Here is a 24,931-nt window from a genome sequence, read left to right as displayed (position 1 = left end):
GAGCAAGCCCGCTCCCACATTTGATTTGTGCAAAGGGAAAGATATGGATCGGGCCACGATTGATTTGCCTTCCCGGCTTTTGATGAGTCTGAAGCTATGGCGCAACGTCAAAACCTGGCGCGTCGCGTTCTCCGGTGGCCTTGATTCCACCGTCCTGTTGCATCTGCTTGTACACCTCGCAAAAACCACATCCCTCCCAGAACTCAGAGCCATCCACGTTCACCATGGTCTTCAGGCGGCGGCGGATGCGTGGCCGCAACACTGTCTGTCGGTCTGTGACGCATGGGGCGTACCGTTGCAGGTAATCCGCGTGCAGGTTCGGCCTGGCGCCAGCCTCGAACGGGCAGCACGGGATGCGCGGTATGACGCCTTCGATGCAGCAACTCAGGCCGGTGACGTACTGCTCACCGGTCAACACCGGGACGATCAGGCGGAAACCTTGTTGTTCCGGTTGCTGCGCGGGGCAGGGGTGCGTGGGATGGCAGGCATGCCGGGTCAGCGCTCGTTGGGCCGCGGGCATTTGCTGCGTCCGTTGCTGGATGTCACACGCGCGGAGCTGGAAGCCTACGCCGCGGAGCACGGGTTGAGCTGGATCGAAGACCCGACAAATGAAGATCGGCGCTTCTCGCGCAATTACCTAAGGCATCAAATCTTTCCTGAACTGACCGAGCGCTGGCCGCAAGCCACCGCCAACATGGCTCGCAGTGCGGCGCATTTGCGGGAGGCACAAGGGTTGCTCGATGAATTGGCGCTGATCGACCTGAGCGCTGCACAGACCGTCAGTGATCTCCCTTGGCTCGGCGTGCCGTCCCTCGAACTGGCGCCGCTCGCACTATTGTCCGCCGCTCGACAGCGCAATGCGCTCAGTCACTGGCTCTCGCCAGTGACCAGCCTGCCCGACAGCGACCATTGGTCGGGGTGGGATGATCTGCGTGATGCCTCGGGCGACGCCCGGCCAATCTGGCGTCTGGCCGATGGCGAACTGCATCGGGCCGGGGGGCGAATCTGGTGGTTGTCCGGCGCCTGGTTGCGCGATCCGCTGGCATCGAACGAATGGCTGGAGCAAGCGAAAGCTCTGACGTTGCCGGATAATGGCGTGCTGACGATCAGCGGCAGCGTCCCAAATGGACCGCTGCAGGTGCGCTATCGTGAAGGTGGCGAAGTCATGTATCTGCCTGGGCGTGGGCATCGCGATCTCAAGCGCCTGCTCAATGAAAGTGCCGTTCCCGCGTTCGTCCGTGGCAGATTGCCGCTGCTGTATCAGGGCGAGCAATTGCTGGCGGTCGCCAATCTGCGGGGCTTGAATGGCAGTGATCCGCATGGCTGGCATTTGCATTGGCAGCCGCCAACCGAAGATCAAGGTTTGAGCTGATAGGGGCTTTCCGGTAGACTACGCTCCCTTCTTGATACAACTTCTGTGGATTCGCCTGAATTGCAGCAGTTGCCGATTACCAAGCAGTCTTTGCTGGGCGATTCCAAAAAATGTGTAGCGAGCAACGTACCGGTGTTTCATTTCCCGGTCTGTCCCAACGCGGCGGTTTTTTCGAAGGTTGCACTGTGATTAATGCAGGTGATCGGGGGCTTCGGCCTTCCTTCGCTTTCCCCGGCGGCTCGTACCGCTTTAACGCAGACTTCTAGGGTTTTTCATGACGCGCTACATATTCGTCACGGGCGGTGTTGTTTCTTCATTGGGGAAAGGCATTGCCTCGGCTTCATTGGCGGCCATCCTGGAGGCGCGGGGACTTAAGGTCACCATGCTGAAGCTGGACCCGTACATCAACGTCGATCCGGGCACCATGAGCCCGTTCCAGCACGGTGAAGTGTTCGTCACCCACGACGGCGCCGAGACCGACCTGGACCTGGGTCACTACGAGCGGTTCATCCGCACGACCATGACCCAGAACAACAACTTCACCACCGGCCGTGTCTACGAGCACGTGCTGCGCAAAGAGCGCCGTGGTGATTACCTGGGCGCGACCATTCAGGTCATTCCGCACATCACCGACGAGATCAAGCGCCGGATCATCAAGGGCGCCGGCGATGCCGACGTGGCCATGGTCGAGATCGGTGGCACGGTAGGCGACATCGAGTCGCAACCGTTCCTCGAAGCGATTCGTCAATTGCGTTTCGAAGTCGGCGCCAAGCGCGCGATGCTGATGCACCTGACCCTGGTGCCATACATCGCCACCGCCGGCGAAACCAAGACCAAGCCAACCCAGCACTCGGTCAAGGAACTGCGTTCCATCGGCCTGCAGCCTGACGTGCTGGTGTGCCGCTCTGATCACCCGATCGACATTTCCTCGCGTCGCAAAATCGCGCAATTCACCAACGTTGAAGAACGTGCGGTGATTGCGCTGGAAGACGCCGACACCATCTACAAGATCCCGGGCATCCTGCATTCGCAGGGTCTGGACGATTTTGTCGTCGAGCGTTTCGGCCTGCAATGCGGCGGCGCCGATCTCTCCGAGTGGGAAGCCGTGGTGGACGCCAAGCTCAACCCTGAGCACGAAGTCACCATCGCCATGGTCGGCAAGTACATGGAGCTGCTGGACGCTTACAAGTCGCTGATCGAAGCGATGAGTCACGCCGGCATCAGCAACCGCACCAAGGTCAACCTGCGCTACATCGATTCCGAAGACATCGAAAACCAGGGCACTGCGCTGCTGGAAGGCGTCGATGCGATTCTGGTGCCGGGCGGCTTCGGTCTGCGTGGCGTGGAAGGCAAGATTACTGCCGTGCAGTACGCTCGCGAAAACAAGGTGCCGTACCTCGGTATCTGCCTGGGCATGCAAGTGGCCGTGATCGAGTTCGCTCGTAACGTCATGGGCTGGAAAGACGCCAACTCCACCGAGTTCGATCGTGCAAGCGGTCACCCGGTCGTGGGCCTGATTACCGAGTGGGAAGATGCCACCGGCGCGGTCGAAACCCGTACCGAAACCTCCGACCTCGGCGGCACCATGCGCCTCGGCGCGCAGGATTGTCTGCTGGAGCCGGGTTCGCTGGTTCACGACTGCTACGGCAAGGACGTGATCGTCGAGCGTCACCGTCATCGCTACGAAGTGAACAACAACCTGCTGCCGCAGATCATGGAAGCCGGCCTGAAAATCTCCGGTCGGTCCGGCGATGGCGCGCTGGTTGAAGTGGTCGAAGCGCCGGATCATCCATGGTTCGTCGCGTGCCAGTTCCACCCTGAGTTCACTTCGACGCCGCGCGACGGTCACCCGTTGTTCAGCGGTTTCGTTAAAGCAGCTTTGGTCCAACACCAGAAGAAGGCGTAATTCCAATGGCGCAGAAGATCATCCGCGTAGGCGACATCGAGATTGCCAACGACAAGCCGATGGTGCTGTTCGGTGGCATGAACGTGCTGGAAAGCCGCGACATGGCGATGCAGGTCTGCGAAGAGTACGTCAAGGTGACCGCGAAGCTCGGCATCCCTTACGTGTTCAAGGCCAGCTTCGACAAGGCCAATCGTTCCTCCGTGACCTCTTACCGTGGCCCTGGCCTGGAAGAAGGCATGCGGATTTTCCAGGACATCAAGCAAGCCTTTGGCGTGCCGATCATTACTGACGTCCACGAGCCGGATCAGGCTGCGGTCGTTGCTGAAGTCTGCGACATCATCCAGCTGCCTGCTTTCCTGTCGCGCCAGACCGACCTCGTGGTCGCGATGGCCAAGACCGGCGCGGTCATCAACATCAAGAAAGCCCAGTTTCTCGCTCCTCAGGAAATGAAGCACATCCTGAGCAAATGCGTTGAAGCGGGTAACGATCAGTTGATCCTCTGCGAGCGCGGTTCAAGCTTTGGCTACAACAACCTGGTCGTCGACATGCTCGGCTTCGGCATCATGAAGCAGTTCGAATACCCGGTGTTTTTCGACGTGACCCACGCCCTGCAAATGCCCGGAGGTCGTGCCGATTCCGCTGGCGGTCGTCGCGCCCAGGTCCTCGATCTGGCCAAGGCCGGCATGAGCCAGTCGCTGGCCGGCCTGTTCCTTGAAGCGCACCCGGATCCGGACAATGCCAAATGCGATGGTCCTTGCGCGCTGCGTCTGGACAAACTGGAGCCATTCCTGGCCCAGCTCAAAGCCCTGGACGAGTTGGTGAAAAGTTTTCCTGCCGTGGAAACCGCGTAACTGCGGATTTCCACCGTAGGAGCCGGCTTGCTGGCGATAGCGATCCTGAACACGCTACCGCCAGCAAGGCGGCTCCTACAGGATTTGATCCAAAAGTATAAATCGATCGGTAAAGCGTCTTCGTCAACTTTGGAGTGTTTACAACAATGGCAAAAATAGTCGACATCAAAGGTCGTGAAGTTCTCGACTCCCGGGGCAATCCCACCGTGGAAGCGGACGTGCTTCTCGATAACGGCATCATCGGCAGTGCTTGCGCGCCGTCCGGTGCTTCCACTGGCTCGCGTGAAGCACTCGAGCTGCGTGATGGCGACAAGAGCCGTTACCTGGGCAAGGGCGTTCTGAAAGCGGTCGCCAACATCAACGGTCCGATCCGCGACCTGCTGTTGGGCACTGACCCAAGCGACCAGAAAGCGCTCGATCACGCGATGATCAAGCTGGACGGCACTGAAAACAAAGCCACCCTGGGTGCCAACGCCATCCTCGCCGTTTCCCTCGCCGCCGCCAAGGCAGCTGCTCAGGATCAGGATCTGCCGCTGTACGCGCACATCGCCAACCTGAACGGTACGCCGGGTGTCTACTCGATGCCGGTGCCGATGATGAACATCATCAACGGTGGCGAGCATGCCGATAACAACGTCGACATCCAGGAATTCATGGTGCAGCCGGTTGGCGCTAAGTCCTTCTCGGAAGGTCTGCGCATGGGCACCGAGATTTTTCATCACCTCAAAGCCGTACTGAAGGCCCGTGGACTGAGCACTGCTGTAGGTGACGAAGGTGGTTTCGCGCCAAACCTGGCTTCCAACGAAGACGCTTTGAAAGTGATCTCCGAAGCCGTGGCCAACGCCGGTTACAAGCTGGGTACTGATGTGACTCTGGCACTGGACTGCGCCGCCAGCGAATTCTACGAAGACGGCAAGTACAACCTCTCCGGCGAAGGCCAGGTGTTCACGGCTGAAGGGTTTGCCGACTACCTGAAAGGCCTGACAGAGCGTTACCCGATCATCTCGATCGAAGACGGTCTGGACGAGTCCGACTGGGCTGGCTGGAAAATCCTCACGGACAAGATCGGCGAGAAAACCCAGCTGGTGGGCGACGACCTGTTCGTAACCAACACCAAGATCCTCAAAGAAGGCATCGATAAAAAGATCGCCAACTCGATCCTGATCAAGTTCAACCAGATCGGCACCCTGACCGAAACCCTGGAAGCCATCCAGATGGCCAAGGCCGCTGGTTACACCGCCGTGATCTCGCACCGCTCCGGCGAAACCGAAGACTCGACCATTGCCGACCTGGCAGTGGGTACGGCGGCTGGCCAGATCAAGACCGGCTCTCTGTGCCGCTCGGATCGCGTGTCCAAGTACAACCAACTGCTGCGTATCGAAGAGCAGTTGAACGGCAAAGCCAAGTACAACGGCCGTAGCGAGTTCCGCGGTTAAGCGTTGACTGTTTAAAAGTCAGCGGATAGTGTCGGCAAAATCGCGACAGCGATGGATTTGCCAAATCTGATGCCTTATCAGCACAAGCCTGGGTCTTCCAGGCTTCGTGCTATCAGATGCTAAGTTTTGGCATGGCTGTCTTTTTTCCACTGGATACCTGATATTCGATGCGCAGTCCCAATTGGTTGTTCCTCGTTCTGCTCCTGTTGCTGGCAGGTCTGCAATACCGCCTCTGGGTCGGTAATGGCAGCCTTGCGCAAGTGGCGGAGTTGAGTCAGCAGATTGCCGATCAGCACGCTGAGAACGAAGGTTTGCTGGAACGCAATCGAGTGATGGGGGCCGAAGTCAGCGAGCTCAAAAAAGGCATGGAGACCGTGGAAGAGCGGGCTCGTCACGAGTTGGGTATGGTCAAGGACGGTGAAACCCTTTACCAGCTTGCACAATGAATTCCTCGATACCGGCCTTTTGGGCCGTGATCCCCGCCGCAGGCGTCGGTGCCCGGATGGCCGCAGACCGTCCCAAGCAGTACTTGCAACTGGGCGGACGCACTATTCTTGAACACAGCCTCGGCTGTTTCCTTGATCATCCTGCCCTGAAGGGTTTGGTGGTCAGTCTTGCGGTTGATGATCCTTACTGGCCGAATCTGGCGTGCGCCGGCGATTCGCGTATTCAACGCGTTGACGGCGGTGAGGAGCGTTCCGGGTCGGTGCTCAATGCCTTGCTGCATCTGCATGCGCTGGGTGCGGACGATGAAGATTGGGTATTGGTGCACGATGCTGCGCGGCCCAATCTGAGCCGTGATGATCTGGACAAGTTGCTGAGTGAGTTGGCGGACGACACGGTCGGTGGACTGCTGGCCGTTCCGGCTCGCGATACGCTTAAACGAGTCGACAAGCACGGTCGCGTACTCGAAACCGTGGATCGCAGCGTGATCTGGCAAGCTTATACGCCGCAGATGTTTCGCCTCGGCGCCTTGCATCGGGCCTTGGCCGATAGCCTGGTGGGTGACGCAGTCATCACCGATGAGGCTTCCGCTATGGAGTGGGCAGGGCTGGCGCCACGTCTGATCGAGGGGCGATCAGATAACCTCAAGGTCACTCGGCCTGAGGATCTTGAATGGCTGCGTCTGCGTTGGGCTAATCGCCGCTAAAGATCGCAGCCTCGTTGCACTCGACAGCTCCTACCTTGTCGGTTTGCACCGTAAGGCACCTGTAGGAGCTGTCGAGTGCAACGAGGCTGCGATCTTTTGATCTTCAAACCTCAAACCCTGTACTCCGGCCTGGACGCCAACCCTTCCTTCAAATAATCCACCAACTTTCTCACCTTCGGTGACAAATGCCGTTGTTGCGGATACAACGCCCATACCGCCGTGTTGGGCGGCTGATGCGCCTCCAGCAAAGAAATCAGTTCCCCGCTTTTCAGATGTCCCAGCACGTAATAATCCGGCAGCTGACACAATCCGACGCCTTGCAACGCCGCATCCAGTACCGCTTGCCCACTGTTGCACCGCCAGTTTCCCTGCACCCGTTGGGAAAATTCCTTGCCGTTCTGTTCCAGCTGCCAAACATCCGTGCTGCCGATCAGGCAATTGTGCTGGCTCAATTCCGACAGACTGTGTGGCCGACCGTACCGCTCAACGTAGGACGGTGACGCGCACAGGTACATCCGTCGTGGTGCCAGGCGTGTCGCGACCAGTCTTGAGTCCTGCAAGCGGCCTAAGCGAATCGCCAGGTCCAGGCCTTCGTGCACCAGATCCAGCTGACGATTGCTCAGTTCGATATCAATGCGAAGCTGCGGGTAAAGCCCCATGAAACGCGTCACCAACGGCACGATAAAGCGTTCGCCATACGCCACGGCACAGGTCATGCGCAGCATGCCTTTCGGTTCGCTCGTCAGGTCACCCACTGCGCGCAATGCTTCTTCACGACCATCCTGTAAACGCTGACAGTGCTGCAGAAATGTTTGCCCTGCTTCCGTGAGCGTGACCCGCCGGGTGCTCCGATAGAGCAATCGTGTCTGAAGACGCTCTTCGAGGCGTACGATCTGACGACTGATGTGCGAGGAAGAAACACCAAGTCGGTCTGCGGCTGCGGTGAACTGGCTGCATTCAGCCACGGCGACGAACTCGTCGATGCCTTCCCAGCGGTTCTCTGACATAAGTGATTATCCCTGTGCAGCAATAATGTTTTGCTTTCCTCCGGATTATTCATCGTTAAGCGCTGTATTACACTCACTGTCTTGTTTATATCCACTGGAGATACCCATGATCAAGTCGCGCGCTGCCGTTGCCTTCGAGGCTAAAAAACCGCTCGAGATCGTTGAAGTCGATGTCGCCATGCCCAAGGCCGGTGAAGTGTTGTTGCGTGTGATCGCCTCCGGTGTCTGCCATACCGATGCCTACACGCTGTCGGGCGCGGATCCGGAAGGCATCTTCCCGTCGATTCTCGGTCACGAAGGTGGCGCGGTGGTTGAGGCGATCGGTGAAGGTGTGACCTCGGTTGCCGTCGGCGATCACGTTATCCCGCTTTACACCCCGGAATGCCGCCAGTGCAAGTTCTGCCTGTCGGGCAAGACCAACCTCTGCCAGGCGATTCGTTCGACCCAGGGTAAAGGCCTGATGCCAGACGGCACTTCGCGCTTTTCCTACAAGGGGCAGCCGATCTTCCACTACATGGGTACTTCGACTTTCTCCGAATACACCGTGCTGCCGGAAATTTCCGTGGCCAGAATTCAGAAAGAGGCGCCACTGGAAAAAGTCTGCCTGCTGGGCTGCGGTGTCACTACCGGTATCGGCGCAGTGCTGAATACCGCCAAGGTGAAACCGGGTGATACCGTGGCCATTTTCGGCCTCGGCGGTATCGGTCTGTCGGCAGTCATCGGTGCAGTCAAAGCCAAGGCTGGACGGATCATCGCCGTGGACATCAATCCGGCGAAATTCGAGATTGCCAAGCAATTGGGTGCAACCGACTGTGTCAACCCGAAAGACTTCGATCGCCCGATCCAGGAAGTGATCGTCGACATGACCGATGGCGGCGTCGACTTTTCCTTTGAATGCATTGGCAACGTCCAGCTGATGCGGGCCGCACTCGAGTGCTGCCACAAAGGTTGGGGCGAATCGGTAATCATCGGCGTCGCCGGTGCCGGTCAGGAAATTGCCACCCGCCCATTCCAGTTGGTCACCGGTCGCGTCTGGCGTGGTTCGGCGTTCGGCGGGGTGCGCGGTCGTACCGAGCTGCCAAGCTACGTCGACATGGCCGAAAGTGGTGAAATCCCGCTCGATACCTTCATCACACACACCATGGGTCTGGAAGACATCAATAGGGCATTCGATCTGATGCACGAAGGCAAGAGCATCCGTTCCGTCATTCATTTCTAAGAGAAAGCTGCAAGCTGCAAGCGACAAGCTGCAAGGGGCACGGTACTTCTCTTGCAGCTTGAAGCTTGGGGCTTGTAGCTGAGGAAGCCCATGATCCTGGAAAATATCTCCTGCCAGAAAAGCTTCGGCGGCTGGCACAAACGCTACAAGCACCGTTCCGACGTGCTCGGATGCGACATGGTGTTCGCCGTGTACCTGCCGCCGCAAGCAGAGCAGGGCGGCAAATTGCCGGTGTTGTACTGGCTGTCCGGTCTGACCTGCACCGACGAAAACTTCATGCACAAGGCTGGCGCGATGCGCATGGCCGCCGAGCTCGGGTTGATTATCGTTGCGCCGGACACCAGCCCGCGCGGGCCTGATGTGCCGGATGATCCGGAGGACGCCTGGGACTTCGGCCTCGGCGCTGGTTTCTATCTGAATGCCACGCAGGAACCGTGGTCGCGGCACTATCGCATGCATGACTATGTGGTGCAGGAATTGCCGGCCTTGGTCGAAGCCCATTTCCCTGCGTCCGACAAACGTGGCATCAGCGGCCATTCCATGGGCGGCCATGGCGCGCTTGTCTGTGCATTGCGCAATCCGGGCCGTTATCAGTCGGTGTCGGCATTCTCGCCGATCAACAATCCGATGGATTGCCCTTGGGGTCAGAAGGCCTTTTCCCGTTACCTGGGTGAAGACCGCTCGAAGTGGCGTGAATGGGATGCCTGCGCGTTGATCGCCGAGGCAGAGGAGAAGTTGCCGCTGCTGGTCGATCAAGGTGATCGCGATGACTTCCTCGCTACCCAGCTCAAGCCCGAAGCCTTGCAGCAAGCCGCGAAACAGGCCGGCCATCCGCTGACGTTGCGCCTGCAACCCGGCTACGACCACAGCTATTTCTTCATCGCCAGTTTCATTGACGAACACTTGCAGCATCACGGACGCGCCCTAGGCCTCTAATGCAGGTAGAATCACGCCCTGACAAAAATCGGGGCGTTTTTTTATGCGTATTGGCCACGGCTATGATGTGCACCGTTTCGCTGAAGGCGATTTCATTACTCTGGGCGGCGTGCGTATCGCACACGGCTTCGGGCTGCTCGCTCACTCCGACGGTGACGTCCTGCTGCACGCCTTGAGCGATGCCTTGCTTGGCGCGGCCGCGCTGGGTGATATCGGCAAACACTTCCCGGACACCGACCCGACATTCAAGGGGGCAGACAGCCGCGTGCTGTTACGCCATGTTGTCGCGCTGATCCACGGCAAAGGCTGGATAATCGGCAACGTCGATAACACCATCGTTGCCCAGGCGCCAAAAATGGCCCCGCATATCGAATCGATGCGCGCTCTGATTGCCGCGGATCTTCAAGTTGAGTTGGATCAAGTGAACGTGAAAGCTACCACCACCGAAAAGCTTGGTTTTGTCGGGCGCGAAGAAGGCATTGCGGTGCACTCCGTTGCCTTGTTGCTGCGCGCATGAATGAGGCGCAACTGCTTGGCCCGCGCGCATACGGTGAGGCACTCGGCACTGCGGTATTAAAAGCGACCGCAGAGGATTTTCAGGTCGACGAAGTACTCGATATTCCCCTCAGTGGTGATGGCGAGCACCTGTGGATCTGGGTGGAAAAACGCGGGCTTAATACTGAGGAAGCGGCCCGGCGGATAGCCAAGGCGGCGGGCGTGCCGCTGCGCACGGTCAGCTACGCCGGGCTGAAGGATCGCCAGGCACTCACGCGGCAGTGGTTCAGTGTGCAACTGCCAGGCAAGGCGGATCCCGATCTGTCGGCGGCGGAAAACGAAACGCTGAAAATCCTCAAGACCGGTCGGCACAGACGCAAGCTGCAGCGCGGGGCTCATTCGGCGAACGGTTTCACCCTGCGGCTGACACAATTTTCGGGCGATACGGCCGCAATCGAAGAACGCCTGCAACTGATCGCTAAACAAGGTATTCCGAATTATTTCGGCGCTCAACGTTTTGGCTTTGACGGCGGGAACGTCGTCGATGCCCGCGGGTGGGCGGCGCGCAAGGCGTTGCCGGAGCAGCGCAATGTGCGCTCGCGGCTGCTGTCCACGGCGCGCAGTTTCCTGTTCAACCAGGTATTGGCGGCGCGGGTTGCCGATGGCACCTGGCAGCGTGCGCAAGTGGGTGACCTGCTGGCTTTCACTGACAGTCGCAGCTTTTTCCCGGCCGGCGAAGCCGAGTGCAGCGATCCGCGCCTGGCGATTCTCGACCTGCACCCGACCGGACCGCAGTGGGGCGAAGGTGACTCGCCGACCACGGGCGCTGTCCATGTACTGGAGCAGGCAATCGCCGCGCGCGAAGCAGACTTGCGCGACTGGTTGATTAACGCCGGTATGAGCCACGAACGTCGCATCCTGCGACTGCCCATTGCCGGGTTGACGTGGCATTATCCCGAGCCTGACATTCTGCAACTGGAATTCGTCCTGCCGGCCGGATGCTTTGCCACCGTACTGGTGCGCGAACTTGTCGATCTGGTGCCGGTGGGGCAGACGGACAGCCCATGCGTATTCTGATTTCGAACGACGATGGGGTAGCCGCACCCGGTCTCGCCGCGCTTCATGCTGCGCTGGCGGATTACACCGAGTGCGTGGTTATCGCCCCTGACCAGGACAAAAGTGGCGCCAGCAGCTCGCTGACGCTTGACCGTCCGTTGCACCCGCAAACTCTTGCCAACGGTTTCATCAGCCTCAATGGCACGCCAACCGATTGCGTGCACCTGGGGCTTAACGGCTTGCTGGAAGTGGTGCCGGACATGGTGGTTTCCGGGATCAACCTGGGCGCCAATCTGGGCGACGACGTGCTGTATTCCGGTACGGTGGCAGCGGCGCTCGAAGGGCGTTTTCTCGAGCGGCCCTCGTTTGCTTTTTCGCTGGTCTCACGGCAGGTCGACAACCTCTCCACGGCCGCCCATTTTGCGCGCAAACTGGTGGAGGCTCACGCCGCCCTCGATCTGCCACCGCGCACGGTGCTGAACGTGAACATTCCCAATTTGCCGCTTGACCATATCCGCGGTATTCAGCTGACCCGCCTGGGGCACCGCGCCCGTGCGGCGGCACCGATGAAGGTGGTCGACCCTCGGGGCAAATCCGGTTACTGGATCGCAGCTGCCGGTGATGCCGAAGACGGCGGCCCGGGCACCGATTTCCATGCTGTGATGCAGGGTTATGTGTCAATCACGGCATTGCAGCTGGACCGCACCTTCAATGATGCTTTCAGAAGTCTCGATGGCTGGCTGGAGGGACTTCGATAATGGCCCGTGAACAAGACCACATGCTGCATCGCGGCATCGGGATGACTTCTCAAAGAACCCGTGAACGACTGATCCAGCGGTTGTACGAGGAAGGCATTTCCAACGCCAAGGTATTGGAAGTGATCCGCCGGACGCCGCGTCATCTGTTCGTCGACGAGGCGCTTGCGCATCGCGCCTACGAAGATACGGCTTTGCCGATCGGCAATAACCAGACGATTTCCCAGCCTTACATGGTGGCCCGCATGAGCGAGCTGCTACTGGAGGCGGGACCGCTGGACAAAGTGATGGAAATTGGCACCGGTTCCGGTTATCAGACCGCAATCCTTTCGCAACTGGTGGAGCGGGTGTTTTCGGTAGAGCGCATCAAGGTCTTGCAGGACCGGGCCAAGGAACGGCTGATCGATCTGAACCTGCGCAACGTGGTGTTTCGCTGGGGAGATGGCTGGGAAGGGTGGCCGGCGCTGGCGCCTTATAACGGCATCATCGTGACCGCAGTAGCGACCGACGTGCCGCAGGCATTACTCGATCAACTGGCGCCAGGCGGGCGCCTGGTGATCCCGGTCGGGTCAGGGGAGGTCCAGCAACTGATGCTGATCATTCGTGAAGAGCACGGTTTTTCCAGGCGCGTACTTGGCTCCGTGCGATTCGTCCCTTTACTGAATGGGCCTCTGGCCTGAGCTTTTGTTGCAACGCGCTGAATTCTCATCGATCAGCTTTGTCTTACAGCGACGTCAGGCAGTTAAACGGATTGTATCGCTGGCGCAAACCTGCGCCCTGCTCGATTAAAAGTAGAGGCTGCACGGCCCGTTATACTTGCGACACTTCATGCCGAATTTCGGCAAGCCAATTTTAGCCACCACAAAGGGAGCGGCGGGTGAGTCTCACAGTCATTGCGCAGCGAATGGGTACAACGAGCTTTCAGCGCCTGGTGACTGGCCTTGTCTTGAGCGCCTTGCTGGTTGGTTGTTCCAGCAACAAATCCAGCGATGTGCGCGTTGTTGACCGCAACAAGGCCGCGGCCCAGCGCCCGGCAGTCACCACGGGGCAATACGTGGTTCGACCAAAAGACACCCTGTTCTCAATTGCTTTCCGTTACGGCTGGGACTACAAAGCCCTGGCGGCAAGAAACAATATCCCGGCGCCTTACACCATCCGTCCGGGTCAGACGATTCGCTTCGACGGGCGCACCGGTTCAACGCCGACTACAGTGACCAGTTCAACGACTTCAACGCCTTCATCTTCGAGTAAAACCACCGTATTTCGTCGCCCGGCATCGGGTGCGAGCGGAGCCACCACGGTGGTTGTACCGTCCGTCGCAAACAAATCCTCTACCGCACCGATGCCTCCCGCCGGGCCAGCCCCGACCGGCTGGGGATGGCCTTCTAATGGCATTCTTATTGGAAAATTCTCTTCAAACGGCAGTTTGAATAAAGGAATTGATATCGCCGGAGATTTGGGACAGCCTGTTTTAGCTGCGTCTGATGGGACGGTGGTATACGCCGGGAGTGGCTTAAGGGGCTACGGCGAGTTAGTCATCATCAAACACAGCGATACCTACGTCAGTGCCTACGGACATAACCGCAGGCTGTTGGTTCGGGAGGGGCAGCAGGTCAAGGTCGGGCAAACAATTGCCGAAATGGGGTCAACGGGTACAGACCGGGTGAAACTGCATTTTGAGATTCGCCGACAAGGTAAACCTGTAGATCCGCTGCAATTCCTGCCGCGTCGTTGATTGCTTTCCAGCCTGTTCCGTCGCGTAGAGGGGACAGGCTCCAGCGTTGCCAAGGATAAAGGCGTCGCTTGAGCTTGAGGTCGAACTCACCAAAGGACTATAACAATGGCTCTCAGTAAAGAAGTGCCGGAGTTTGACATCGACGATGAGGTTCTCCTGATGGAGACCGGTATCGGTACGGATTCGATGTCGAATGATGAAGGGGCTGCTCCACCTTCCGTTCGCGCCAAATCCAAAAACTCCACGTCGTTGAAACAACACAAATACATTGATTACACACGTGCGCTCGACGCTACGCAGTTGTATCTCAATGAAATCGGCTTTTCCCCGCTGCTGTCCCCCGAAGAAGAAGTTCACTTTGCGCGTTTGTCGCAAAGTGGTGATCCGGCCGGGCGCAAACGCATGATTGAAAGCAACCTGCGGCTGGTGGTGAAAATCGCCAGGCGCTATGTCAATCGCGGACTGTCGCTGCTGGATCTGATCGAGGAAGGGAACCTCGGACTGATTCGGGCGGTGGAAAAATTCGATCCTGAACGTGGGTTCCGTTTCTCGACTTACGCGACATGGTGGATTCGTCAGACCATCGAGCGCGCGATCATGAATCAGACCCGGACGATCCGGTTGCCGATCCATGTGGTCAAGGAGCTCAACGTGTACCTGCGCGCCGCGCGCGAGCTCACACAGAAGCTGGATCACGAACCTTCACCGGAAGAAATCGCCAACCTGCTGGAAAAACCGGTAGCCGAGGTCAAGCGCATGCTCGGCCTGAATGAGCGGGTTTCTTCAGTCGACGTCTCGCTGGGGCCGGATTCGGATAAAACCCTGCTGGACACCCTCACTGATGATCGTCCGACCGATCCATGTGAGCTGCTGCAGGACGACGACCTGTCGCAGAGCATCGATCAATGGCTTTCGGAGCTGACCGACAAGCAACGCGAGGTGGTGGTGCGCCGCTTCGGCCTGCGCGGGCACGAGAGCAGCACGCTTGAGGATGTGGGCCTGGAAATCGGCCTGACCCGTGAGCGGGTCAGACAGATCCAGGTTGAGGGGCTTAAACGTCTTCGGGAAATTCTCGAGAAGAATGGCCTGTCGAGCGAGTCATTGTTCCAGTAAGAACACGCGCCAAACAACAAAAAGCCCCGACTGGTTCGGGGCTTTTTGTTGCCGGAAATAGCACCGAGTGAACTTTGTCATTTGGAGTCTGAAGATGTAAGCCTCAGCCTACTCTTGTGTAAGTGTTCGCTATTTCTCCACATCGGAGCACTGCTATTTACCCTCGGCGAATTAGTTCAACCTTCTGATTACACTCTATATTTTCGTGCGGACCCGATTTCATGGACTGCCTGCTGCAGTCTTCGTGATCGATTGCTCTTGCCTGAAAACCCACTAGTATCCGGGGTGTGTCGACGGACAGACACAACCTTCAGGGATGAGGGATAAGGACATGGCAGGAAGCGATTCATCAGGAGGATGAAAAGGAACACAGGGATAGGGAAAAATGTGGGCGGGTCAAACCGCCCCTTTTTTTGTCTGCAGAAAAGTAAAAAGGCCCGCAAGGGGCCTTTTTGGAACGCGGGGAAGATCAGCGTTCGAGGTGCTCGAGCTTGCCGGGTTTACCGTCCCAGGCGGCGGACTCAGGCAACGGGTCTTTACGTTCAGTAATGTTCGGCCAGATTTCAGCCAGCTCGACGTTCAACTGAATGAAATTCTCCATACCGGCAGGCACTTCATCTTCCGAGAAGATAGCCACGGCAGGGCATTCCGGTTCGCACAGTGCGCAGTCGATGCACTCATCCGGGTGAATCACCAGGAAGTTCGGGCCTTCGTAAAAGCAGTCCACCGGACAGACTTCTACGCAGTCGGTGTACTTGCACTTGATGCAGTTGTCGGTGACGACGAAGGTCATTTCTAATTCTCTCCTCAGGCGGCTGCAGCGGAGCCCCTTCACGTTGGGGTCGCCGGGTTTGGGAGCGATAGTCTGCAAGCCAGGCTGTAGCTTGCAGCATCCCAAACCGCGCGAGATTCTAACAGCTTGCAGGCAAGTGCGTTAGATCCGTGTCTTCAGTGTATAGAGCATTTCCAGCGCGCGGCGCGGCGTCATGTCATCCAGGTCGAGTCTGGCCAGGTCATCCAGCACCGGATGGGGCAGGCTGGCAAACATGTCGCTCTGCTGCGGCGCGGCCGGTTTGCCTTTGACTGGCTTTGGCACGTCATGTGGCAGCGCCGTAGCTTCCAGCCGACCGAGGTGCTCTCGGGCACGCACGATCACTTCGCTGGGTACGCCGGCCAGTTGCGCAACCGCCAAGCCATAACTCTGGCTGGCCGGTCCCGGCAATACGTGGTGAAGGAAGACAATGCGCTCGTTGTGCTCCGTAGCGTTGAGGTGCACGTTGGCCACCAACGGCTGGGCTTCCGGCAATACCGTCAGCTCGAAATAATGGGTGGCGAACAACGTATAGGCGCGTAGATGCGCCAGCCGCTCCGCCGCTGCCCATGCCAGGGACAGACCGTCGAATGTGCTGGTACCGCGCCCGACCTCGTCCATCAACACCAGACTGCGCTCGGTAGCATTGTGCAGGATGTTCGCGGTTTCGCTCATCTCGACCATGAACGTCGAGCGCCCGCCCGCCAGATCGTCACTGGAGCCGATCCGGGTGAAAATCCGGTCGACCAGCGACAGTTCGCAACTCGCCGCCGGCACGAAGCTGCCGATGTGCGCGAGCAGCACGATCAACGCGGTCTGCCGCATATAGGTGGATTTACCGCCCATGTTAGGTCCGGTAATGATCAGCATTCGGGTGTTGTCGTCGAGGCTCAGATCATTAGCCACGAACGGTGTGGTCAGCACTTGCTCGACCACCGGGTGGCGACCCTGGCTGATGCGCATGCACGGTTCATCGACAAAGCGTGGGCAGTTCAGGTCGAGGTTCAGTGCGCGCTCGGCGAGGTTACTCAAAACATCCAGTTCGGCAAGTGCAGCCGCGGTGTCCTGTAGCGGAGGCAACTGGGCGATCAGGTCTTCGAGGAGCGCCTCATAGAGCATTTTTTCGCGGGCCAGTGCCCGGCTTTTCGCCGACAGGGCCTTGTCTTCGAACGCTTTCAGCTCCGGCGTAATGAAACGCTCGGCACCTTTAAGCGTTTGCCGACGGATGTAATCGGCCGGCGCCGATTCGGCCTGTTTGCTCGGTAGCTCGATGAAGTAACCGTGAATGCGGTTGTAACCGACTTTCAAATGCGACAGGCCGGTGCGTGCCTTCTCGCGCGCTTCCAGGTCGATGAGGAATTGCCCGGCGTTTTCGCTCAACGATTGCAGATCATCGAGTTCGCTGTCGTAACCGGTTTTCAACACGCCGCCATCGCGGATCACCGCTGGCGGGTTGTCGATGATGGCTTTTGCCAGCAGTGCTGCCAGTTCCGGATAGGTGCTGGTGGTCGCTGCCAGTTGAATGATGTGCGGCGCTTCCAGCTCGGTCATTGCCTGTTGCAACTCGGGCAGTGCGCCCAGGGCATCGCGTAGCCTTGCCAGGTCACGGGGGCGGGCATTGCGCAGACCAATCCGCGCCAGAATCCGCTCGATGTCGCCGATTTCCTTGAGCTGCGGTTGCAGTTTTTCGAACCGATAGCGGTCGAGCAGGCAGGTGATCGACGTCTGTCGTGCCAGCAGCACCGTCAGATCCCGCAGTGGCCGGTTCAGCCAGCGCGTCAACAAGCGGCTGCCCATGGCGGTCTGGCAGCGATCGACCACCGATTGCAAGGTGTTGTCGCGGCCACCGGCGAGGTTGGTGTCCAGCTCCAGGTTGCGACGACTCGCACCGTCCAGAACTACGGTGTCGTCCAGGCGCTCATGGCGCAGACTGCGCAAATGCGGCAGGGCGGTGCGCTGGGTTTCCTTGGCGTAACTGAGCAGGCAACCGGCTGCACCGATGGCCAGCGTCAGATTCTCGCAGCCGAAACCTTTGAGGTCCTGAGTCGAGAATTGCTGGCAGAGACTTTTCAATGCCGAGTCGCGCTCGAAATCCCACGGCGCACGACGCCGAACCCCACGGCGTTTCTCCGCGGGAAGATCTTTTGGCCAGTCATCCGGGATCATGAGCTCCACCGGATTGACCCGCTCCAGTTCCGCCAGCAGGTTTTCCCAGCCCTTGATCTCCAGCACCGTGAAGTTGCCACTGGTGATGTCCAGCACCGCAAGACCGAACAGGCGCTCATCACCCAGGACCGCCGCAATCAGGTTGTCGCGGCGTTCGTCGAGCAATGCCTCGTCACTGACCGTACCCGGGGTGATGATCCGTACCACCTGACGATCGACCGGCCCCTTACTGGTCGCCGGATCGCCGACCTGTTCGCAGATCACCACCGACTCGCCGAGCTTGACCAGTTTCGCCAGATAACCTTCCGCTGCGTGGTAAGGAATCCCACACATCGGAATCGCCTGACCGGCAGATTGCCCACGGGCGGTCAGGGTGATGTCGAGCAACTTGGCGGCTTTCTTCGCATCTTCGTAGAAGATCTCGTAGAAGTCGCCCATGCGATAGAACATGAGCTGGTCGGGGTGCTGGTTCTTCAGGCGCCAATATTGCTGCATCATTGGCGTGTGAGAGGACAGGTCGGAGGAGAGTGCTTTATTCATCGGGTATCAGGCAATTCGTTGAAAGGTGTAGGGCAAAGGAGGGACGTTGGCCCGGCTTTTCCGCGATGGGCGCAAGGTTACCATGGGCAGTCGAAGTGACGCAGGCATCAAAGCCTGCCAAGCGCAAAGGCTTGGCTGAAGTAAGACGTGATGATGCGGCTGGTCGGTCAGAATTCCCGGTTTCTGCGCTTCGTGCACTCTGCGTTTTCCCGCTAACATTTTGATCGACCCTGTGCCTTGCAAGCGCGATTTGCTCGTGTACGGTAGATCGCATTCCGCACGCTCTGGAGATGACCGTGAAAGAAATCACTCAGCTCGCCGCTGAACTTGGCAGACGCCTGCAGGTTCTCAATGCTCATGTCACCGCAGCGGAGTCCTGTACCGGGGGCGGAATCTCGGAGGCGATTACCCGCATCCCGGGGAGCTCGGCGTGGTTTGAGGCTGGCTATGTCACCTATTCCAATCGGCAGAAAACCGAGCAATTGCAGGTCCCGCCCGAATTGTTTGCGACGGTGGGAGCGGTCAGTTGCGAGGTGGTAGAGGCCATGGTTCGAGGCGCCCAGGAGAAAAGCCGTGCACATTTCGCCGTTGCCGTCAGCGGTGTCGCCGGCCCGGATGGAGGCTCGCCGAACAAACCGGTGGGCACCGTATGGCTGGCCTGGGGCGTGGGCGAGCGGGTATTCAGCGAGGTTCAGCATTTCCCCGGTAACCGTGACGAAGTTCGCCGACAAACGGTGAAGGCCGCGCTAGAGGGGCTGCTGCGGCACGCGGCGGGAGAAATCTCAAATCAGGGGTAGGCGATCTTGAAGTGCTGTGGAATAATACTGTCTACTTATACAGGTGTTGGCCGTCAGGCCTTATTGATTACGTGAGGACTTTAATGGACGACAACAAGAAGAAAGCCTTGGCTGCGGCCCTGGGTCAGATCGAACGTCAATTCGGCAAGGGTGCCGTAATGCGTATGGGCGATCAGGACCGTCAGGCGATCCCATCCATTTCTACTGGCTCTCTGGGTCTGGACATTGCGCTGGGCATTGGCGGCCTCCCAAAAGGCCGTATCGTTGAAATCTACGGTCCAGAATCCTCCGGTAAAACCACACTGACATTGTCCGTGATTGCCCAGGCTCAAAAAGCCGGCGCGACCTGCGCATTCGTCGATGCTGAACACGCCCTCGACCCGGAATACGCTCTCAAGCTTGGCGTCAACGTTGATGACTTGCTGGTTTCTCAGCCCGACACTGGCGAGCAAGCCTTGGAAATCACCGACATGCTGGTGCGTTCCAACGCGGTTGACGTGATCATTGTCGACTCCGTAGCAGCGCTGGTGCCAAAGGCTGAAATCGAAGGCGAAATGGGTGACATGCACGTGGGCCTGCAGGCTCGTCTGATGTCTCAGGCGCTGCGTAAAATCACCGGTAACATCAAGAACGCCAACTGCCTGGTTATTTTCATCAACCAGATCCGTATGAAAATCGGCGTGATGTTTGGCAGCCCTGAAACCACCACCGGTGGTAACGCGCTGAAGTTCTATGCATCGGTTCGTCTGGATATTCGCCGTACTGGCGCGGTGAAAGAAGGTGACGAAGTTGTCGGTAGCGAAACCCGCGTCAAGGTTGTAAAGAACAAGGTCGCTTCGCCGTTCCGTCAGGCAGAATTCCAGATTCTTTATGGCAAGGGCATCTACCTCAATGGCGAGATGATCGACCTTGGGGTTCTGCATGGTTTCGTCGAGAAGTCCGGTGCCTGGTATGCCTATGAAGGCACCAAGATCGGTCAGGGCAAGGCCAATTCGGCCAAGTTCCTGGCAGACAATCCGGAAATCGCCACCAAGCTTGAGAAGCAGTTGCGCGACAAGCTTCTGACACCTGCGCCGGACGTTAAAGCCTCGGCAGACCGAGTCAAAGCAGATGATCTGGTTGATGTGGATGTCTGATTGATCCGATGACCGCCGTACTCGATACACCCGTCGCAGTGCGGCGGACCGCAATGGACCTGCTCGCGCGACGCGAGCACGGTCGAGTCGAACTGACGCGTAAACTGCGTCAGCGCGGTGCACTCCCCGAGATGATCGACGCAGCACTCGACCGGTTGACGGAAGAGGGTTTGCTGTCCGAATCCCGTTACCTCGAAAGCTTTGTTTCCTATCGGGCGCGCTCCGGCCACGGCCCTTTGCGTATTCGCGAAGAGTTAAGTCAGCGCGGTCTGCAGCGTGCAGATATCGAACTCGCTATTCGCGAGAGCAGTATCAACTGGCAGGAGCAACTGGAGGATACCTGGCGACGCAAGTTCTCCGGGCATCTACCCATAGACGCACGGGAACGCGCCAAGCAAGGCCGCTTTCTGAGTTATCGGGGTTATTCCATGGAAATGATCAGCCGCTTGTTCAGTGGTCGAGGGATGGATGATTAATCAAAAACGGCCCGCTATTTGAATAGCGGGCCGTTTTTTTCTGCTTCACGAAACGTGTATCGGATCCCGCGAAAGCTGGTGGGCAATGGGTTGGGCCGTCGCCCAGTTCTCGGGCAGATTGATAAAGTCCACCAATTCGCGCAGGCGTCCATGATTACGGGCGTTAAAGGTGAAGGCCAAACGCGCCAAATGACTGAACTGCTGCTCGTCGTGTTCTTCACCGTCGTAGGCATGCTGATGAAAGTGATCGCTCAGGCACAGGTCGGCAAAACTCTCCTGCATCTGCTCAAGCGCATCGTCGCTTAGCTTATGGTTCATCCGGATCACGAATTGATGCTTGAGCCAGCGGCTCGAGTGAAAGTTGCTGTAGAACTGATTGATCTGCTCAACCGCCTCTTCGGCGCTGTAAACCAGGCTGACAAGCTTCATGTCGGTCGGCAGGATGTAGCGGTTTTCTTCCAGTTGATTGCGAATGAAATCCAGCGCGCTTTGCCAGAAATTACCGCCAGGTGAATCCAGCAGCACCACCGGTACCAGCGGACTTTTCCCTGTTTGAATCAGTGTCAGAACTTCCAGCGCTTCATCCAGCGTGCCAAAGCCGCCGGGGCACAGAACCAATGCGTCGGCTTCCTTCACGAAGAACAGCTTACGGGTGAAGAAGAAGTGGAAGGGCAGCAGGTTGCTGGTGCCATTGACGGTCGGATTGGCGTGTTGCTCGAACGGTAGAGTGATATTGAACCCTAGGCTGTGTTCGCGGCCGGCACCTTCGTGGGCCGCAGCCATGATGCCGCCTCCGGCCCCGGTGATGACCATCAGGTCGGAGCGCGCCAGTGCAGCGCCGAGTTCTCGGGCCATTGCATACAGAGGATGCTCGATCGGTGTTCGGGCCGAACCAAAAACCGTGACCTTGCGTCGTCCGCGAAACTTTTCGAGCACGCGGAATGCTTGCTCGAGTTCGCGCAAGGCCTGCAGGGTGATTTTGGCGTTCCAGCGGTTGTGATCTTCCTGGGCCATGCGCAGCACGGTGAGGATCATGTCGCGGTAGATCGGGATGTTCTGGCTGTTGGGTGAAACAAGCTTGAGTTGATCTTCAACCTTGCTGATGAGGTCGTGGCCGCTTTCTTCGAAATGACGGCTGAGGAGGTCATTCGGTTGGTAAGGCATTCAACTTCTCCTTCTGCACAAAGCCCTTGGCTACGACGAGGCAGTCGTCGGCGCCGCAATACCTCGTGTGTCACTGACAGCCCAGGCTGGCGCCTGGACGGTCCAACTGAGTCGTAATCCGGACCCTCATGTGTTGATCGTCGCTGCGATGATCATTGCGCCGCAAAGTCTTTCCTGGCAACTGCTTATTGACGATTTAAGGCGGGTTTCACCGCTCGTCTGAAGGCATACCGCAAGCCCCACACTCTGATTTACTGAATCACAGGCGTTACACCACATATTTGAGTCCCGCGGGACGCACGGACAAGCAGGTAAAGGATTTTTTTTCGCTCAAGCGAGGGCGACGAGCAGGGAGCCGAAGCAATGGCCAGAGTCATTCTGGAGATCGATACGCAACTGTATCGATTGCTCAAATCATCCGCCGAGACCAATAACCTGAGTCTTGAAGAAGAGTGCTGCCGACGTCTCGAGGGTGCCGATCGGCGCTCCAGATATTTGCAGGCTTTGTTGGCAGAGCTGCGCGCCGAGGATGAACAGCGACGCGCGAATGCTCAGTCGCGTTGATTACTTCTTTTTTGCGGGCGTTGCCTTGGGGCAATCCGATTCCTGATAGCTGGCAGAACCGACCGAGCGGTTGGTTTTCACTTCAGTGAAGTCATAACGCATGACTGCTCCCTTGGCCATCAGCTTGCGGAAGGAAGGATTGTTGCAAACAGAGGCGCCAAGCTGGAAATACACGGCTTTGGGATCGGCGCGCATTTTGTCGGCATGACTGCTCTGCACGCTCAGGTGATTGATCAGCACGTTGCCTTCGGCTGTATAGCCTTGATCAAGAATGTCTTCGTTGATGGCCCGTGGAGTGCCAGCGCTGCTTTGTGCGGCGACGTTTCGCAGTTCCCGATTCAGATTCTGCTCACTCAAGGAAGCAGCCTGAGCGCTGAAAGACGATGCGAGCAAAATGGCCGCGGTGGGAACGATAAGGCGCAGCATGAAACTCTCCTGATTCAGTGACGGGTGCTCAGTGACAGGTGGTTCGACCCCTCACATGACTGTGCGTTCAGTGGCGGCAAATTATAGGGGACGGGGCCTGTACGGTACAGGCTTGCGCCGGCTGCTCTGATAAACTGCCGATACTTTCTACCCTACCGAGTGTTGTTCGTGTCGATTTTCCTTCCCCGCAGGATGTGCCTGCGATGAGCCAGTCCTTTGCATCGAACGCCGTCGCCCGCCTGCGCGATCAGCGCGAAGAAGAGGGTATCAAGCCCATTCAGGCCCGTGGCTGGCGTGCACCGCGATGCCGCGCTTGTCGTGTGATCGAGAGCCACTGCCTGTGCGCCTGGCGTCCACAGGTTGAGGCTCGCGCCGGCGTGTGTCTGATCATGACCAACAAGGAAGTGTTCAAACCCAGCAACACCGGTTGGTTGATTGCCGATGTGGTGCGCGATAATCACGCGTTCATCTGGTCGCGCACTGAAACAGATCCGCAACTGTTGGCGTTGCTCGCGGACCCGCAGTGGCAACCTTACCTGGTATTTCCCGGCGAATACGTTGAGCCAGAGCGTGTAACCCACAGCGTTGACACCGCCAGCACCAAGCGGCCGCTGTTTATCCTGCTGGACGCCACCTGGACCGAGGCACGCAAGATTTTTCGCAAGAGTCCTTATCTGGACAAATTGCCGATTCTCAGCCTGCTGCCGGAAAAACTGTCCCGCTATCGATTACGCCGGTCGACCCGCAGCGAGCATCTGTGCACTGCAGAAGTGGCCGCGTTATGCCTCGATCTTGCCGGCGATAGCGCGGCGGCGTCGGCACTGGACGCGTATTTCGATGTGTTCAGCCAGCACTACCTGGACGCCAAACATCAGCTCGATATGAACGTGTCCACTGCGGCGCATGCCGAGCTTGAGCCTTTCCTGCAAAACACGGCTGTCGTCATCTGCTGATTGTCGCCCATACTGCAAAAGTGTCTACCGAGCACGTCGCTTGACCACCCTGACTTCGCTGGGCATGCTTGGCGCCGATTAGGGCGCGGCCGCAGTTTGAAACGCCGTTTTTTGACGTGATTGGCGTTGATCGTGCTCTGTTGGCGCAGTTGCGTGGCTGCACCTCCAGTTGTTTGAAAAACAGGATCAATAGAACAATGGCCACATACGAAATCCTGATTGCCGATGACCATCCGCTGTTTCGTTCCGCTTTGCATCAGGCGCTAACCCTGGGCCTCGGCCCTGACGTTCGTTTGGTGGAAGTGGCGAGCATTGCCGAGCTGGAGACCCGTCTGGATGAGAAGGCCGACTGGGATCTGGTCTTGCTCGATTTGAACATGCCCGGCGCCTACGGCTTTTCCGGGCTGGTGCTGCTACGCGGGCAGTATCCGCAGATTCCGGTGGTGATGATTTCCGCTCAGGAAGAAGCGACGATCATGGTGAAGTCCCGCGAGTTCGGGGCCAGCGGATTCATTCCCAAGTCGAGCGACCTGACTGTCATTCAAAAAGCCGTGCGGGCCGTGCTCGATGGCGATGTGTTCTGGCCGCCTCAGGCGTTCGAAGCCGTCATTGTTTCCGCCGAAGCGAAAGCCGCCAGTGAAGGCCTTGCCAGCCTGACGCCGCAACAGTTTCGAGTACTGACCATGGTCTGTGAGGGCTTGCTGAACAAGCAGATCGCATACGAGCTGAGCGTTTCCGAAGCGACCATCAAAGCTCATGTCACGGCGATATTCCGCAAGCTGAATGTGCGCACCCGTACCCAGGCTGCTTTACTGCTGCAACAGCTTGAGTCAATTTCCAGCCACTAGGGTTTGGCGTCTTCACGCT

The 24,931-nt window shown here is 58.2% G+C and carries 25 protein-coding genes; 20 read left to right on the top strand and 5 right to left on the bottom strand.

The window, feature by feature from the left end:
- The first annotated feature begins 43 nt into the window (after positions 1 to 43).
- From tilS to ispD, 6 genes are all read left to right on the top strand, one after another.
- Entirely contained in the window at positions 44 to 1,372 is a 1,329-nt protein-coding gene (tilS, locus tag F8N12_RS08645) for a tRNA lysidine(34) synthetase TilS (RefSeq protein ID WP_150580085.1), read from the top strand.
- 274 nt (positions 1,373 to 1,646) lie between these two features.
- Positions 1,647 to 3,278, top strand: a complete 1,632-nt coding sequence (locus F8N12_RS08640) for a CTP synthase (RefSeq protein ID WP_150580084.1) — start codon at positions 1,647 to 1,649, stop codon at positions 3,276 to 3,278.
- Between the two features lie 5 nt (positions 3,279 to 3,283).
- Positions 3,284 to 4,129, top strand: a complete 846-nt coding sequence (kdsA, locus tag F8N12_RS08635; RefSeq protein WP_150580083.1) for a 3-deoxy-8-phosphooctulonate synthase — start codon at positions 3,284 to 3,286, stop codon at positions 4,127 to 4,129.
- Between the two features lie 146 nt (positions 4,130 to 4,275).
- Positions 4,276 to 5,565, top strand: a complete 1,290-nt coding sequence (gene eno, locus F8N12_RS08630) for a phosphopyruvate hydratase (RefSeq protein WP_008072676.1) — start codon at positions 4,276 to 4,278, stop codon at positions 5,563 to 5,565.
- A gap of 167 nt (positions 5,566 to 5,732) precedes the next feature.
- The gene (ftsB, locus tag F8N12_RS08625) at positions 5,733 to 6,011 is read left to right on the top strand and encodes a cell division protein FtsB (RefSeq protein ID WP_150580082.1); all 279 of its coding nucleotides are present in this window, start codon (positions 5,733 to 5,735) and stop codon (positions 6,009 to 6,011) included.
- Positions 6,008 to 6,715 (top strand): 2-C-methyl-D-erythritol 4-phosphate cytidylyltransferase, encoded by a 708-nt coding sequence (gene ispD / locus F8N12_RS08620; RefSeq protein ID WP_150580081.1) that lies wholly within the window; start codon positions 6,008 to 6,010, stop codon positions 6,713 to 6,715. The genes ftsB and ispD overlap by 4 nt, the downstream gene beginning before the upstream one ends.
- Positions 6,716 to 6,825: 110 nt before the next feature.
- On the opposite strand, the gene F8N12_RS08615 is transcribed toward ispD, so the two are convergent.
- Positions 6,826 to 7,722 (bottom strand): LysR substrate-binding domain-containing protein, encoded by an 897-nt coding sequence (locus F8N12_RS08615; RefSeq protein ID WP_150580080.1) that lies wholly within the window; start codon positions 7,720 to 7,722, stop codon positions 6,826 to 6,828.
- A 106-nt stretch (positions 7,723 to 7,828) separates the two neighbouring features.
- On the opposite strand from F8N12_RS08615, the gene F8N12_RS08610 reads away from it, so the two are divergent.
- The 8 genes from F8N12_RS08610 (at position 7,829) to rpoS (ending at position 15,031) form a co-directional block, all read left to right on the top strand.
- Entirely contained in the window at positions 7,829 to 8,941 is a 1,113-nt protein-coding gene (locus F8N12_RS08610) for an S-(hydroxymethyl)glutathione dehydrogenase/class III alcohol dehydrogenase (RefSeq protein ID WP_150580079.1), read from the top strand.
- Between the two features lie 90 nt (positions 8,942 to 9,031).
- Positions 9,032 to 9,877: an S-formylglutathione hydrolase gene (fghA, locus tag F8N12_RS08605; protein ID WP_150580078.1), complete on the top strand. Its 846-nt coding sequence runs from the start codon at positions 9,032 to 9,034 to the stop codon at positions 9,875 to 9,877.
- A gap of 43 nt (positions 9,878 to 9,920) precedes the next feature.
- On the top strand, positions 9,921 to 10,394 hold the full coding sequence (gene ispF, locus F8N12_RS08600; protein ID WP_150580077.1) for a 2-C-methyl-D-erythritol 2,4-cyclodiphosphate synthase: 474 nt from the start codon (positions 9,921 to 9,923) through the stop codon (positions 10,392 to 10,394).
- Entirely contained in the window at positions 10,391 to 11,449 is a 1,059-nt protein-coding gene (truD, locus tag F8N12_RS08595; RefSeq protein ID WP_150580076.1) for a tRNA pseudouridine(13) synthase TruD, read from the top strand. Before ispF ends, truD begins: the two co-directional genes overlap by 4 nt.
- Positions 11,437 to 12,186 (top strand): 5'/3'-nucleotidase SurE, encoded by a 750-nt coding sequence (gene surE, locus F8N12_RS08590; RefSeq protein ID WP_150580075.1) that lies wholly within the window; start codon positions 11,437 to 11,439, stop codon positions 12,184 to 12,186. The genes truD and surE overlap by 13 nt, the downstream gene beginning before the upstream one ends.
- 41 nt (positions 12,187 to 12,227) lie before the next feature.
- Positions 12,228 to 12,863 carry a protein-L-isoaspartate(D-aspartate) O-methyltransferase gene (locus tag F8N12_RS08585; protein WP_177326966.1) on the top strand — a complete coding sequence of 212 codons (636 nt, stop codon included), beginning with the start codon at positions 12,228 to 12,230 and terminating at the stop codon, positions 12,861 to 12,863.
- A 197-nt stretch (positions 12,864 to 13,060) separates the two neighbouring features.
- A complete protein-coding gene (locus tag F8N12_RS08580) occupies positions 13,061 to 13,918 on the top strand; it encodes a peptidoglycan DD-metalloendopeptidase family protein (RefSeq protein ID WP_150580074.1) in 858 nt (285 codons plus the stop codon).
- A 105-nt stretch (positions 13,919 to 14,023) separates the two neighbouring features.
- Entirely contained in the window at positions 14,024 to 15,031 is a 1,008-nt protein-coding gene (rpoS, locus tag F8N12_RS08575; protein WP_150580073.1) for an RNA polymerase sigma factor RpoS, read from the top strand.
- Positions 15,032 to 15,500: 469 nt separating this feature from the next.
- On the opposite strand, the gene fdxA is transcribed toward rpoS, so the two are convergent.
- Positions 15,501 to 15,824, bottom strand: coding sequence for a ferredoxin FdxA (gene fdxA / locus F8N12_RS08570; RefSeq protein ID WP_150580072.1), 324 nt, complete (start codon positions 15,822 to 15,824; stop codon positions 15,501 to 15,503).
- Positions 15,825 to 15,965: 141 nt separating this feature from the next.
- Positions 15,966 to 18,548 carry a DNA mismatch repair protein MutS gene (gene mutS / locus F8N12_RS08565; protein ID WP_150580071.1) on the bottom strand — a complete coding sequence of 861 codons (2,583 nt, stop codon included), beginning with the start codon at positions 18,546 to 18,548 and terminating at the stop codon, positions 15,966 to 15,968.
- Positions 18,549 to 18,844: 296 nt separating this feature from the next.
- Between mutS and F8N12_RS08560 the strand changes: the two genes are divergently transcribed.
- The 3 genes from F8N12_RS08560 to recX all read left to right on the top strand — a co-directional run bounded on the left by F8N12_RS08560 (position 18,845) and on the right by recX (position 20,957).
- Entirely contained in the window at positions 18,845 to 19,345 is a 501-nt protein-coding gene (locus tag F8N12_RS08560; RefSeq protein WP_150580070.1) for a CinA family protein, read from the top strand.
- Between the two features lie 83 nt (positions 19,346 to 19,428).
- Positions 19,429 to 20,481 (top strand): recombinase RecA, encoded by a 1,053-nt coding sequence (gene recA, locus F8N12_RS08555; RefSeq protein WP_150580069.1) that lies wholly within the window; start codon positions 19,429 to 19,431, stop codon positions 20,479 to 20,481.
- 8 nt (positions 20,482 to 20,489) lie between these two features.
- Positions 20,490 to 20,957 (top strand): recombination regulator RecX, encoded by a 468-nt coding sequence (gene recX / locus F8N12_RS08550; RefSeq protein WP_150580068.1) that lies wholly within the window; start codon positions 20,490 to 20,492, stop codon positions 20,955 to 20,957.
- A gap of 45 nt (positions 20,958 to 21,002) precedes the next feature.
- Here the strand turns inward: recX and F8N12_RS08545 are convergent, their stop codons facing one another.
- On the bottom strand, positions 21,003 to 22,121 hold the full coding sequence (locus tag F8N12_RS08545; protein WP_150580067.1) for an LOG family protein: 1,119 nt from the start codon (positions 22,119 to 22,121) through the stop codon (positions 21,003 to 21,005).
- A 363-nt stretch (positions 22,122 to 22,484) separates the two neighbouring features.
- Here F8N12_RS08545 and F8N12_RS08540 point away from each other — a divergent pair, with 363 nt between their 5' ends.
- The gene (locus F8N12_RS08540; RefSeq protein ID WP_150580066.1) at positions 22,485 to 22,685 is read left to right on the top strand and encodes a hypothetical protein; all 201 of its coding nucleotides are present in this window, start codon (positions 22,485 to 22,487) and stop codon (positions 22,683 to 22,685) included.
- Here the strand turns inward: F8N12_RS08540 and F8N12_RS08535 are convergent, their stop codons facing one another.
- Positions 22,686 to 23,111: a PA3611 family quorum-sensing-regulated virulence factor gene (locus tag F8N12_RS08535; RefSeq protein ID WP_028622520.1), complete on the bottom strand. Its 426-nt coding sequence runs from the start codon at positions 23,109 to 23,111 to the stop codon at positions 22,686 to 22,688. It abuts the gene before it with no gap.
- Between the two features lie 203 nt (positions 23,112 to 23,314).
- On the opposite strand from F8N12_RS08535, the gene F8N12_RS08530 reads away from it, so the two are divergent.
- Entirely contained in the window at positions 23,315 to 24,064 is a 750-nt protein-coding gene (locus F8N12_RS08530) for a tRNA-uridine aminocarboxypropyltransferase (protein ID WP_150580065.1), read from the top strand.
- A gap of 197 nt (positions 24,065 to 24,261) precedes the next feature.
- A complete protein-coding gene (gene erdR, locus F8N12_RS08525; RefSeq protein ID WP_150580064.1) occupies positions 24,262 to 24,912 on the top strand; it encodes a response regulator transcription factor ErdR in 651 nt (216 codons plus the stop codon).
- Positions 24,913 to 24,931: the final 19 nt, after the last annotated feature.

Origin of the sequence: Pseudomonas fluorescens, from assembly GCF_902497625.1 — a bacterium.
Lineage (GTDB): Bacteria > Pseudomonadota > Gammaproteobacteria > Pseudomonadales > Pseudomonadaceae > Aquipseudomonas > Aquipseudomonas fluorescens_BQ.
The sequence above is the reverse complement of the archived record's forward strand: the minus strand, read 5'-3'. Positions and strand labels throughout refer to the sequence as shown.